At 73.4% G+C, this 11,819-nt stretch carries 13 protein-coding genes; 3 read left to right on the plus strand and 10 right to left on the minus strand.

The annotated features are described in order from the left end of the window. Positions 1–4: 4 nt before the first annotated feature. From ACWCQM_RS25550 to infC, 5 genes are all read right to left on the minus strand, one after another. Positions 5–1,159: an ATP-binding protein gene (locus ACWCQM_RS25550; protein WP_450917466.1), complete on the minus strand. Its 1,155-nt coding sequence runs from the start codon at positions 1,157–1,159 to the stop codon at positions 5–7. Between the two features lie 136 nt (positions 1,160–1,295). Next, complete coding sequence (locus tag ACWCQM_RS25555) at positions 1,296–2,135, minus strand: TrmH family RNA methyltransferase (protein ID WP_450917467.1); 840 nt, start codon at positions 2,133–2,135, stop codon at positions 1,296–1,298. Between the two features lie 160 nt (positions 2,136–2,295). Beyond that, positions 2,296–2,679, minus strand: a complete 384-nt coding sequence (gene rplT, locus ACWCQM_RS25560) for a 50S ribosomal protein L20 (protein WP_003970214.1) — start codon at positions 2,677–2,679, stop codon at positions 2,296–2,298. Positions 2,680–2,796: 117 nt separating this feature from the next. Further along, positions 2,797–2,991, minus strand: coding sequence for a 50S ribosomal protein L35 (gene rpmI, locus ACWCQM_RS25565; protein ID WP_003970213.1), 195 nt, complete (start codon positions 2,989–2,991; stop codon positions 2,797–2,799). Positions 2,992–3,111: 120 nt separating this feature from the next. Further along, a complete protein-coding gene (gene infC / locus ACWCQM_RS25570; protein WP_450917468.1) occupies positions 3,112–3,819 on the minus strand; it encodes a translation initiation factor IF-3 in 708 nt (235 codons plus the stop codon). Positions 3,820–4,160: 341 nt separating this feature from the next. On the opposite strand from infC, the gene ACWCQM_RS25575 reads away from it, so the two are divergent. Continuing rightward, positions 4,161–4,526, plus strand: a complete 366-nt coding sequence (locus ACWCQM_RS25575) for a DUF1844 domain-containing protein (RefSeq protein ID WP_267076711.1) — start codon at positions 4,161–4,163, stop codon at positions 4,524–4,526. Positions 4,527–4,586: 60 nt separating this feature from the next. Here the strand turns inward: ACWCQM_RS25575 and ACWCQM_RS25580 are convergent, their stop codons facing one another. After that, positions 4,587–5,315: an SseB family protein gene (locus ACWCQM_RS25580; RefSeq protein ID WP_450917469.1), complete on the minus strand. Its 729-nt coding sequence runs from the start codon at positions 5,313–5,315 to the stop codon at positions 4,587–4,589. Positions 5,316–5,401: 86 nt separating this feature from the next. On the opposite strand from ACWCQM_RS25580, the gene ACWCQM_RS25585 reads away from it, so the two are divergent. Continuing rightward, positions 5,402–6,304, plus strand: a complete 903-nt coding sequence (locus ACWCQM_RS25585) for a serine hydrolase (protein ID WP_450917470.1) — start codon at positions 5,402–5,404, stop codon at positions 6,302–6,304. Here the strand turns inward: ACWCQM_RS25585 and mycP are convergent. Then, the gene (gene mycP / locus ACWCQM_RS25590) at positions 6,288–7,475 is read right to left on the minus strand and encodes a type VII secretion-associated serine protease mycosin (RefSeq protein WP_450917471.1); all 1,188 of its coding nucleotides are present in this window, start codon (positions 7,473–7,475) and stop codon (positions 6,288–6,290) included. The two genes, ACWCQM_RS25585 and mycP, sit on opposite strands and share 17 nt — an antisense overlap. Further along, on the minus strand, positions 7,472–8,335 hold the full coding sequence (locus ACWCQM_RS25595) for a hypothetical protein (protein ID WP_450917472.1): 864 nt from the start codon (positions 8,333–8,335) through the stop codon (positions 7,472–7,474). Before ACWCQM_RS25595 ends, mycP begins: the two co-directional genes overlap by 4 nt. A gap of 519 nt (positions 8,336–8,854) precedes the next feature. Between ACWCQM_RS25595 and ACWCQM_RS25600 the strand changes: the two genes are divergently transcribed. Beyond that, positions 8,855–10,057 carry an amino acid deaminase/aldolase gene (locus tag ACWCQM_RS25600; protein WP_450917473.1) on the plus strand — a complete coding sequence of 401 codons (1,203 nt, stop codon included), beginning with the start codon at positions 8,855–8,857 and terminating at the stop codon, positions 10,055–10,057. A gap of 6 nt (positions 10,058–10,063) precedes the next feature. Here the strand turns inward: ACWCQM_RS25600 and ACWCQM_RS25605 are convergent, their stop codons facing one another. Next, positions 10,064–10,972, minus strand: coding sequence for a DUF2510 domain-containing protein (locus tag ACWCQM_RS25605; protein WP_450917474.1), 909 nt, complete (start codon positions 10,970–10,972; stop codon positions 10,064–10,066). Between the two features lie 57 nt (positions 10,973–11,029). Then, positions 11,030–11,818, minus strand: coding sequence for a 3-oxoacyl-ACP reductase (locus ACWCQM_RS25610; protein ID WP_450917475.1), 789 nt, complete (start codon positions 11,816–11,818; stop codon positions 11,030–11,032). Position 11,819: the final 1 nt, after the last annotated feature.

Genomic DNA, 11,819 nt, shown 5'->3' on the forward strand with positions numbered 1-11,819 from the left:
CTGCTCAGGCGAGATACGCCGGGGCTGCCACGGGCAGGATAAATCGGAATTCGGCCCCGCCGCCGGGCGCCCGGTCGACGGTGATGGTGCCGCCGTGGGCCTCGACGATGCCCTTGACGATGTACAGACCGAGGCCGGTCCCGCCACGTTTGCTGCCCCGCCAGAAGCGGGTGAAGACGCGGCCCATCGACTCCTCGGGGATGCCGGGGCCTTCGTCGCTCACGGTGACTGCCGTTCCGCTCTCGTCGCTCTTCGCCGGTGCGGGTGCAGGGGCGATCTCAATAGTGACGGTTCCCTCGCCGTGGCGCACCGCGTTTTCCAGGAGGTTGCCGAGGACCTGGTCGACCTTGTCGGGGTCCGCCCAGAGCGCGGGCAGCGGCTGCCTGGTGTGCACGAGGAAGCGGTCCGGCGCCTGGCCGTTCGCCGTGAGGGCCTGGATGTGGCGTTCGACGGCGGCGGAGATGTCCACGGGCTGGCGGCGCAGCTCCAGCCGCCCGGAGTCGATGCGGGAGATGTCGAGCAGTTCGGCGATGAGCCGGGTGACGCGGTTGGCGTCGGCGTCGACGGTCTCCAGCATCAGCCGCTTCTGGTCGTCGGTGAACCGCTCCCACTTGGCCAGCAGGGTGGCGGTGAAGCCCTTGACCGAGGTCAGCGGGGAGCGCAGCTCGTGGGCGACGGTGGCGATCAGCTCGGCATGGCTGAGCTCGGTGCGTCTGCGGGCCTCGGTGCCGCGCAGCGAGACGACGAGCCGGCGCAGGGGCCCGGTCGGGGTCTCCCGCACGTAGCGCGCGGAGACCAGGACCTCACGGCCGCCGGGGAGCAGCAGGTTCCGCTCCGGCTGGCCGACCCGGGTGGCGAGGCCGCCGTACGGGTCGGTCAGCTCCCACCAGCGCCGCCCCTTGAGGTCCTCCAGCGGCAGCGCCTGGTGCAGGGGGCTGCCGATCGCGGCGGTGCGGGGGGTGGCGGTGATCCGGCTGGCGGCCCTGTTGAAGCAGATGACCGTGCCGCTCTCGTCGGCGACCACGAGGCCGTCGGGCAGGTCGTCCGGGTCGATGCCCATGGAGGGGTCCCCGATGACCTGGCTCTCGCCCGCCCCGTCGGAGAGGGCGCGCACAGCGGCCGTGCGTGCCGCTCGCGGCCTGCTCATGCCGACAGCCATCTTCCCGTACCCCACCTCTCGAACCGGTGCAGTGGGCCCCCGAGTTCGTCACCCTACTAGGCGTCGGCGGCCGGGCGACACCCTCGGGGCGGGCGTCGGGCGGGGTGTGGCGCGTATCGGCCGGTGGGCCGCGGGGTCAGCCCTCGCGCCGGGGGCGCTGCGCCCGCGCGGAGGCGTAGAGGCACACGGCGGCGGCGGTGGCGAGGTTGAGGCTCTCGGCCTTGCCGTGGATCGGGACCCGGACCACGGCGTCGGCCAGGGCGCGCGTCTCCTCCGGCAGGCCCCACGCCTCGTTGCCGAACACCCAGGCGGTGGGCCCGCCCATGGTGCCCGCGTCGAGCTCGTCGTCGAGGTCGTCCTCACCCGCGCCGTCGGCCGCCAGAATGCGCACCCCGGCGTCCCTCAGGCCCTGCACGGCCTGCTCGACGGGGACGCCGACGGCCACCGGCAGATGGAAGAGCGAACCGACGGAGGCCCGTACAGACTTGGGGTTGTAGAGGTCCACGGAGGCGTCGGTGAGCACGACCGCGTCCGCTCCCGCGGCGTCCGCGCAGCGCAGCACGGTGCCGGCGTTCCCGGGGTCGCGTACGTGCGCGAGGACCGCGACCAGGGTGGGCTTCGCCGCGAGGATGTCCTCGAAGGGCGAGTCCAGGAAGCGGCAGACGCCGATCAGGCCCTGAGGGGTCACGGTCTGCGAGACGTCGGCGAGAACGTCGCTGTCCGCGAGGTGTACGCGGGCCCCGGCCGCGTGGGCGGCGTCGATGATGTCGGCGTACCGGTCGGCGGCCTCGACGGTGGCGAAGAGCTCGATCAGGGTGGGCCCGCCGTCGCCGCCCCGGTGCGCGGCGGCCTCCCGCACGGCCTGCGGCCCCTCGGCGATGAACCTGCGCTCCTTGCCGCGGAAGTTGCGCCTGGCCAGCCGGCGGGCGGCGGCGACGCGCGGCGATCGTGCGGAGATCAGTTCGGGGGTGCCCATGGTCGGCGGCGAGCCTCTCTGCGTAAGTCAGCTTCTCTGCGTACGTTTCTCTGCGTACGGCTGACTGCGTACGCGAACGTCGTGCAACGCACCGGACCCGCAGACGGCGCGCGCCTGCGGGTCCGGCTCAAACGCTGGGACGCTTGAAGTGCTGCCTGGGTCAGGCGGCCTTCGGGGCGTTGACGTCGCTCGGGAGGGCCTTCTGGGCGACCTCGACGAGGGCGGCGAACGCGTTGGCGTCGTTGACCGCGAGCTCGGCCAGGATCTTGCGGTCCACCTCGATGTTGGCGGCCTTCAGACCCTGGATGAGGCGGTTGTACGTCATGCCGTTCTGGCGTGCAGCGGCGTTGATGCGCTGGATCCACAGCTGACGGAAGTCGCCCTTGCGCTTCTTGCGGTCGTTGTAGTTGTAGACCAGGGAGTGGGTGACCTGCTCCTTGGCCTTGCGGTACAGGCGCGAACGCTGACCGCGGTAACCGCTGGCGGCCTCGAGGATCGCCCGGCGCTTCTTGTGGGCGTTTACTGCCCGCTTGACGCGTGCCACTTTTAACTCCTTGCAGCGGGGCCGGATGGTCGCAGTAGGGACTCACCCCGGCCCGGAAACGAATTGGTCCCGGTCGGATCGAGATCGCGCGCCCCCGGGTTCACCGGAGGCCGGACCTCACTTGCCGAGAAGCTTCTTGATCTTCTTGGCGTCGGCCGGAGCCACGACGACCGTGCCGGTCAGCGAGCGGGTCTTCTTGGACGACTTGTGCTCGAGCAGGTGGCGCTTGCCGGCCCTCTCGCGCAGCACCTTGCCGGAGCCGGTGATCTTGAAGCGCTTGCTGGCACCGCTGTGCGTCTTGTTCTTCGGCATCGCGCCGTTATCTCCTCGTCAGTGGCGCCCCTCTCGGTGCGGGCACCGGACTGCAGGGGCGTCAGATCTTTGGGTGGTTCCCGAGGGACCCGGGGGCGCCTGGGTGGCGGCCCCCGGAGGTCACGCCTCGGAAGGTGTATCGGCCGGAGCCTCGGCCGCTGCGGCCGGGGCCTCAGCGGTCTCACCCTCGGACTCGGCGTCGGGGGTGTATCCCTGACGCTCCGCCTTGCGGGCGGCCTGGGCCTCGCGGGCTTCGGCCATGGCTTCGGTCTTCTTCTTGTGCGGGCCCAGAACCATGATCATGTTCCGGCCGTCCTGCTTCGGGTTGGACTCGATGAAGCCGAGGTCCTCGACGTCCGAAGCGAGACGCTGGAGCAGTCGGAAGCCCAGCTCGGGGCGGGACTGCTCACGACCGCGGAACATGATCGTGATCTTGACCTTGTCCCCCTGCTTGAGGAACCGGACGACGTGACCCTTCTTGGTGTCGTAGTCGTGCGGGTCGATCTTCGGCCGGAGCTTCATTTCCTTGATGACCGTGTGCGCCTGGTTCTTGCGCGCCTCACGGGCCTTCATGGCCGACTCGTACTTGAACTTCCCGTAGTCCATGAGCTTGCACACGGGGGGACGGGCTGTCGCCGCCACCTCGACCAGGTCGAGGTCGTACTCCTGTGCGAGCTCCAGGGCCTTGGCAAGCGGAACAATCCCGACCTGCTCGCCGCTGGGACCGACAAGTCGCACCTCGGGAACGCGAATCCGGTCGTTGATGCGGGGCTCGGCGCTGATGGATCCTCCTCGGTAGCACCACGCGACCGCCTGGCGGACAGCCACGTAACGTCTTTTCGTAAGACCAACCGAGCCGGGATACCAAAAATGCCCCGGACGGGACACAGGCGGGGCTCCAGGAACTACCGGAACACCGCCGCGTCTACCGCGGGGCGCATCGGGCGGCCCCATCGTCCGTACGGAACGATGGCTGCCACCTGACCGGTGACCCGCCGTCCGTGAGGACGGTCAGGTGGGAGATCGGAGCCTCCACTTGTGGGCCGAGCACATAGGTGTCCGGCCGGTCGTTACACAAGGTTAGCAGCTCCCGGGGGCGACGGCTAACCACCGCCCCCGCACCGCTCCCGCGGGCGGGGCCGCGCCCACGTGGCCTTATCGTGTGGGGCATGAGCGACGCGACCACTCCCAGCACCGAGAACCCCGGCTTCGACGACATGGCCCGCGACATCGCGGAGGTTCCCGCGGTCGAGGTGATCGTGACCGTCGCCGTCAACCTGATGAGCGCGGCGGCCGTGAAGCTCGGGCTGACCGAGGAGGGCGAGCAGCACAAGGACCTGGACGAGGCCCGCAAGCTGGTCGCGGCGCTGGCCGGGCTGCTCGACGCGAGCGCCACGGAGATCAGCACCTTCCACGCCTCCCCGCTGCGCGACGGCCTGAAGTCGCTCCAGCTGGCCTTCCGCGAGGCCTCGCTCGTACCGGACGAGCCCGGCCACGGCCCCGGCGAGAAGTACACGGGCCCCGTCTACGGCTAGAGGCACCAGCGCACGAGCACACGAGCCCGCCGCCTGCGACAGGCGGCGGGCTCGTGTGCGTCAGCGGCTGAACAGGGGCTCCCCCGGGGCCTCGGCTCCGGCGGGCAGCAGCGCCAGATCGATGCCGCGCACCAGCCGGGCGCGCAGCACCTCGCTGGCGGACAGCGCGTCGGCGACCCGGCGGGCCGCGTCGGCGACCACCGCGTCCCGGTCGAGGACCAGCGCGAGGGTGCCGTCGGCGGTGCCCGGGCCGAGATGGGCGCGGAGCACGGAGGGCTCGGCGGCCACCGCCTCCCGCACGGCGGCGACGACGGCGGGGTCGTCGAGCGGGTCGGCGCTGGCGCGGTTCTCGGCCAGGGCCAGCAGCGCCGGGCCGGTGAGCTCGAAGGGGACGGGCCCCGCGAGGTCGAGCACCACCGTGTCGGCCTTCTCGTGCGCGGCGGCCTGGAGTGCCTGGTGCAGGGGTACGGCGACGGGGCGCGCCTGCGGGTCCCAGAGGGCCAGCGAGGCGGTGGAGGTGAAGGCGGGCAGCGCGCGCCGGCCACCGGCCTGGAGCGTCGGCACGGCCATGTCGCTGGTCTTCTCGCGCCGCAGGCCGCTCTCGTCCTCCTCGACCTCGCCGAGGACGGCGACGACCGGGACGAGCAGCCTGGCGTCGCGGAGCGCCGCCAGGACCGGCCCGACTGCCGTCCGGTCCCCGGCCCACGCCGCGAGGGCCGCCGTCAGCTGGGGGGCGGCGGTGCCGTCGTCGTCGGAGAAACCGGGGTCCGGAATGTTCTTGAGCTCCACACGACGAGCGTAGTGGGTGTGTTCTCTCATCTGGACGACAGGTCGGGCACAGGCCGCTGCCAGGTCGGCTCCCTAGCGTCCGGACCATGCCCCGTCACAGAACGCGCAGGTCCGCGCTGTCCGCCTCGGTGACCGCCGTCGTGCTGCTGGCGTGCTCCGCCGCGGGGGGCGCCTGGCTGGTGGGTCGCTCGCCGGATGACGCGCCCTCGGCCGTGGCCGCCGTATCGTCCCCGTCGAGCCCGCCGGCCGAGGCGGGCGCGAGCGAGGAGCCTGAGGTGGATCTCGACGCGGAGCTGGCGGACGCGCTGGCGGGCCTGGCCCAGGACGCCGACGTGTCCGTGTCCGTGCTGGACACGGAGACCGGAGCGCACGCGACCTACGGCGACGGGGCGTACGACACCGCCAGCATCGTCAAGGTCGACATCCTCGCGGCGCTGCTGCTGCGCGCGCAGGACGAGGACCGGGAGCTGAGCGGGGCCGAGCACGCGTACGCCGAGGCCATGATCGAGCGCAGCGACAACACGTCGGCCACCGAGCTGCTCAAGGTGATCGGCGGCGCCGAGGGCCTGGACGAGGCCAACGAACGGCTGGGTCTGACCGAGACGGAGGCCGTCCACGCCTGGGGGCTGACCCAGACCACGGCCGCCGACCAGGTGCGGCTGCTGGAGGCGGTGTCCGGTACGGATTCAAAGCTGTCGGCGGCCTCTCGCGCGTACATGGCGGAGCTGATGGGCCAGGTCGAGGCGGATCAGCGGTGGGGGGTGTCCGCGGCGGGCACCGGCGCGGTGCTGAAGAACGGCTGGATGCCCCGGACCACGACGGGGCTGTGGGACGTCAACAGCATCGGGCGGGTGGAGAGCGGCGGTCACACCCTGCTGATGGCGGTGCTGTCGCGCGGACACGCGACGAAGGAGGCGGGGATCGCCCTCGTGGAGTCCGTCGCCAGGGCCGCGGCCGGGGTGACCGGTGCGGTCAGCGGGTCCGGCTGACGGGGTTCCGGCCGCGCCACAGCACCACGGCCAGGGCGAGGAGCACGGCTCCGAGGCCACCCGCCGAGGGGGCCAGCCAGCCCGCCGGGTTCTCGTCCTCCCGCTTCGGGGTGGGGCCCGAGCCGAAGTACCGCTCGCTGTGGCCCACGGTGGCGGACCGGGCGCCCAGCTCCTCGGGGCGCAGCTTCGCCCCGGCCTCGATGGCGGCGGCGGGGTCGATCAGCCCGTAGCCGCGGGCGTCGTCGCGACCGCCGTCGGGGGCGTTGCGGGCGGTGTCGGTGAGCAGGGTCTTGATCTGCGCGGGCGAGAGACCGGGGTGTGCGGCGCGTACGAGGGCGACGGCTCCGGAGACGAAGGCCGAGGCCGCGGAGGTGCCCCACTCGATGTAGTAGTGCTGGTCGGGGTTGGCCACGACGATGTCGACCCCGGGCGCGCTGACGGTGGCGTACCAGCGGCGGGTGGAGAACGAGGCGTGCGTGCCGTACTTGTCGACCGCGGCGGCGGCGATCACGCCGGGGTAGGCGGCGGGGTAGGAGACGCGGTCGCCCTTCTCCCCGCTGTTGCCGGCCGACGCGACGACGGAGACGCCCTTGCCGAGGGCGTACTGGACGGCGGCGTCCTCGCCGGGCTCCGGATGGGCGGACTTGCTGTCGTCGCCCAGGGAGAGGTTGATGACGTCGGCGCCGTGGTCCGTCGCCCAGCGGATGCCGTCCGCGAGGGCGGTGCCGCGCGACTCGCGGGCCTTGGTGCGGGACGGGTCGTTGGACTCCAGGATCACCCGGACGGGCAGGATCTTCGCCTCCGGGGCGACACCGAGCACCCCGTCGGCCCGTCCCGGGCCGTTGCCCCGGCCGGCGATGATGCCGGCCATGGCTGTCCCGTGCAGGGCCCAGGAGCGGTCTCCGCGGCCGGCGCCGAAGCCTATGAGGTCCTTGCCCGGGAGCACCTGGCCGGTGAGGTCGGGGTGCTGGTCGTCGACCCCGGTGTCCAGGACGGCGACGGTGATGCCCTCGCCCTTCGTCGTGCGCCAGGCCTGGTCGGTGCGGAGCGCCTCCAGGCCCCACTGCTGGTCTCGGATGGCGTCCGCGTGGGCGGGGGCGGCGGGCAGCAGCGCGAAGGCGGTGGCCGCGGCGGTGGCGGCGAGCGCCCGGAGCCTGCGGGGACGGGTCATTCCGGCTTCTCCGTGAGGTCGGTGACGGTCCTGCGCAGTGAACGCTCCACCCGGTCGGCGATGCCCTTCGCCTCGTGGCCGAGCCCGGCCTGGGCGACGGCGGTCGTGGCGCCGGAGGCCATGGCGTCAGCGACGGGCTGCGGGTCGGCGACCGCCCGGCCGTCGGCGAAACCGGAGACGGCGAAGACGACGACGGGCACCTCGGTCAGCACGTGCACCGTCCAGCTCGCGCGCTGGCCGGCCCCGAACCCGGCGGCGACGGTGCCGTCGGCCGGGTAGGTACGGGGCATCAGGTCGGCACGCGCGGCGAGCTTCTGGGTGGTGAAGCGGGTGCTGAGCGCGTCCATCCCCTGGGCGTCCGCCTCGGTGAAGACCAGGCCGACGGTGGTGACGCTGCTGCGGGTGGCGTCGGTGTACGTGGCGCGCACCAGGCGTTCGCAGCCGACCGGGCCGAGCGTCCTGAGCAGCAGCGGGTCCAGTCCGGCGGCGCAGCCGCTGTCGCCCGCGACGGCGACCCTGCTCCAGACGCGGTCGGTGGCTCCCGGCCCCGCGCCCGCGCCCTTGAGGGTGCGGGGGAAGAGGGTGTCGACGGGCACGCTGTGCCAGAGGGAGCGGCCGACGGTGTACGCGGTGTCCTCGCCGGGTTCGGCGGCGGAGTCGCCGGTGAGCCAGCTGCCGGTGACGGCGCCTCCGATGAGCCCGAGGCCGAGGACCGCGCAGACCGCGGCGGCCACGGTCCTGCCGGGGCGACGGGCCTTGACGGGGCGGAGCCGGGTGGTGGTCTCGGCGGGGGTCTCCGCGTAGGCGTAGTACGCGCCGGGCGGAGCGGGGGTGGCCCCGGGGCGCGGGGTGAGGTCCACGGCGCCGACGGGCCGCCGGCGGGTGGCGGCGGGCGGCGCCGGGGGGACGGGCGGCGCGGGCGGTACGGGCGGTACGCGGCGCAGCCGCGTGGTGGTCTCGGCCGGAGTGGGCTCGGAGCGGGGCGCGGGAGGCGCCGACCGGACTTCCGGCGCGGGATGTGTCGGCTGCGCCTGCGGCGCGGGAGGTGCGGGCCGTACCGGCCGGGCTTCCGGCGCAGGAGGCGCGGGGGGTGCCGGCTCGGCGTGCGGCGGGGGCGCGGGGGCGTGTCCGGGGGCGGGCGGCGGACCGGTCGGGCGGGGCGGCACTGGAGCGCGCTGCGCTTCGGTACTCATCCGTCCCCCTGGTCCACGTCCCCGTACCGCCCGCGGGCCACCGTGTCGCACGGGCCCGTCGTTCGCTCGCGTGACGTTCACTCTACGGGGTGGACGGCGCCCCGTGGGACGGGGCGAGGAGGTGCGGGACGATCTGCGCCGAACGTCCCCCTACCCAGTGGTACGGCCGTCTGGCAAGCTGCGGCCATGACTGCCCGCGCCACTGACCGGACCCGTTACGACCGGGCCACCGCCCATCTCGACGCCCCGGTGGCCGTCGTCGATCTGGAGGCCTTCGACGCCAACGCCGACGATCTGGTCCGCCGGGCCGGCGGGAAGCCGATCCGGGTGGCGAGCAAGTCGGTGCGCTGCCGTGCCCTGCTGGAGCGGGTGCTCGCGCGTCCGGGGTTCGCGGGGATCATGTCGTTCACCCTCGCGGAGTCACTGTGGCTGGCCAGGGCCGGCTTCGACGACGTACTCCTGGCCTATCCGTCGGCCGACCGCGCCGCGTACGCCGAACTGGCGGGCGATCCCAAGCTCGCGGCGAGCGTCACGGTGATGGTGGACGATCCCGCGCAGCTCGAACTGATCGACGCGGCGCGGTCCGGCGGCACCGAGGAGATCCGGGTCTGCCTGGAGCTGGACACCTCCCTGCGGCTCCTCGGCGGCCGGGTGAGGATCGGCGCGCTGCGCTCCCCGCTCCGCTCCCCGGACCAACTGGCGGAGCTGGCCCGCTCGGTGGAGCGCAGGCCGGGCTTCCGGCTGGTGGGGCTGATGGCGTACGAGGGCCATGTGGCCGGTGTGGGCGACTCGCTGGCGGGCCGTCCGCTGCGTTCGCGCGCGGTCCGGCTGATGCAGGCGGCGGCGCGCAGGGAGCTGGCGGCCCGGCGGGCGGAGGTCGTGCGCGCGGTACGGGCCGTTGCCCCGGGCCTGGAGTTCGTGAACGGCGGCGGCACCGGCAGTGTGCAGCACACCGCGGCGGAGTCGGCGGTGACCGAGATCGCGGCGGGTTCCGGGCTGTACGTGCCGAGGCTGTTCGACAACTACACGTCGTTCACGGGCCGTCCGGCCGCGCTCTTCGCGCAGCCGGTGGTGCGCCGGCCGGGCGTGGGCGTGGTGACGGTGCTCGGCGGCGGCTATCCGGCGTCGGGGGCGGCGGGCGCGGACCGGCTGCCGGTCCCGTATCTGCCGGAGGGGCTGCGCTACGACCCGCAGGAGGGCCCCGGGGAGGTCCAGACTCCGCTGCTGGGCGCCCCGGCGGACGATCTGCTGATCGGCGACAAGGTGTGGTTCCGGCACGCCAAGGCCGGTGAGCTGTGCGAACGGTTCGACGAGCTGCGGCTGGTCGAGGGCGATCGGATCACGGCGACCGTGCCGACGTACCGCGGTGAGGGCCGGACGTTCCTCTAGGCCCTCTCAAGGCGCCACGGTGCTGCCCACGCCGCCGCCCGTGGCGTCGCCGACCGGGCGGATGCCCTCGGTGACGGTGTCCATGAGGGAGAGCGGCAGATCGTCCTGGCCGGCGTCGAACGCGAAGCGCACGATGACCGGTGTCTCGCTGCCCACCGCGGAGGGGAAGACGAGCGACTGCACGTATCCCCCGGGGCCCTTGCCCGTGGTCACCCGCCACCGCACCAGGTGCCCGGTGCGCCCGGCCACGGTCACCGGCTTCGACGCCAGCGTCCGGTGGGACCTGATGCCGCCGTGGACAAGGTCTCCGGTGAGGTTCTCTCCGTAGGCGAGGTCCGCGGCCTTCTCGATGTCCTGCTCGGCCAGGGTCTTCATCACCGTGAGATCGGCCCCGCCGGCCGTACGCACCGTGACGGTCCCGTGGTAGCAGAAGCTCCCCGAGTCGCCGGGGCAGGTGTAGGAGTCGACGGTGCGCATCGTGGTGACGTCGTCGAGGGTGCTCTCGGGCTTCTCCCAGCCGTCGGGGATGGGCAGGGTGACCCCGTTGAGCTGGTCGGTCAGCACCGCGGGGTCCTCCTCCGGCCCCCCGGCGGGTGAGGGGGTGGCCGCGCTCGCGCTGTCACTCGCGGTGGGCGGCGGCGCGGCGGTCGGCGCCGTCTCCGGGCTCGTGCCCCCGTCGCCGCCGAGCGTCAGCCGGCCGGTGACGGCCGCGGCGACGACGGCCAGTGCCGCCACGGTGAGCGCGACGGTCCGCCCGGCGCGGCCGGCGGGTGCCGCGGGCGGCCGGGGCACGGACAGCGGCTGGGGGACGGCGGGGGCGCGGGTGTGCGCCGTCCAGGCCGCGCCGTCCCACCAGCGCTCGGTGCCGGGCACGTTCACGTCCGGGTACCAGCCGGGCGGGGTCGCGTTGCTCATGGCACCACTGTAGGGAGAGCGCCCGCAGCGGTGTCGCGTACGGGGGCCGGAGCGCGCCTAGAGCGGTGTCACGTACGCACCCGAGATCCCGCCGTCGACGAGGAAGTCGGTCGCGTTGACGAAGGAGGAGTCGTCGCTCGCCAGGAAGGCGACGGCCGCAGCGATCTCCGTCGCCTCGGCGAACCTCCCGAGGGGGATGTGCACGAGCCTGCGGGCGGCGCGCTCCGGGTCCTTGGCGAACAGTTCCCGGAGCAGTGGGGTGTTGACCGGTCCGGGGCACAGCGCGTTGACCCGGATGCCCTCGCGGGCGAACTGCACCCCGAGTTCGCGGGAGAGGGCGAGGACCCCGCCCTTGGACGCGGTGTAGGAGATCTGGGAGGTGGCCGCGCCCATCCTGGCCACGAAGGAGGCGGTGTTGATGATCGAGCCGCGCCCCTGGCGGCGCATGTAGGGCAGGGCGGCCTTGCAGCAGAGGTAGACGGAGGTGAGGTTGACGTCCTGGACCCGCTTCCAGGCCTCGAGACCGGTCGTGAGGATGGAGTCGTCGTCGGGCGGCGAGATGCCCGCGTTGTTGAAGGCGATGTCGACCGAGCCGTAGGTCTCGTTCGCCGTCGCGAACAGCGCCTCGACCTGGCCGGGGTCGGTGACGTCGACGCGTACGAAGGTGCCTCCGGCCTCCTCCGCGGCGGCCCGGCCCGCGCTCTCGTCGATGTCGCCGCAGACGACGTGCGCCCCCTCCGACGCCAGCCGGCGGGCGGTGGCGAGTCCGATGCCGCTGCCCGCGCCGGTGATGACGGCGGTCCGGCCGGTCAGCCGGCGGCAGATGTTCCCCGTGTCGGTGCTCATG

It is taken from the genome of Streptomyces sp. NPDC002125, from assembly GCF_053593715.1.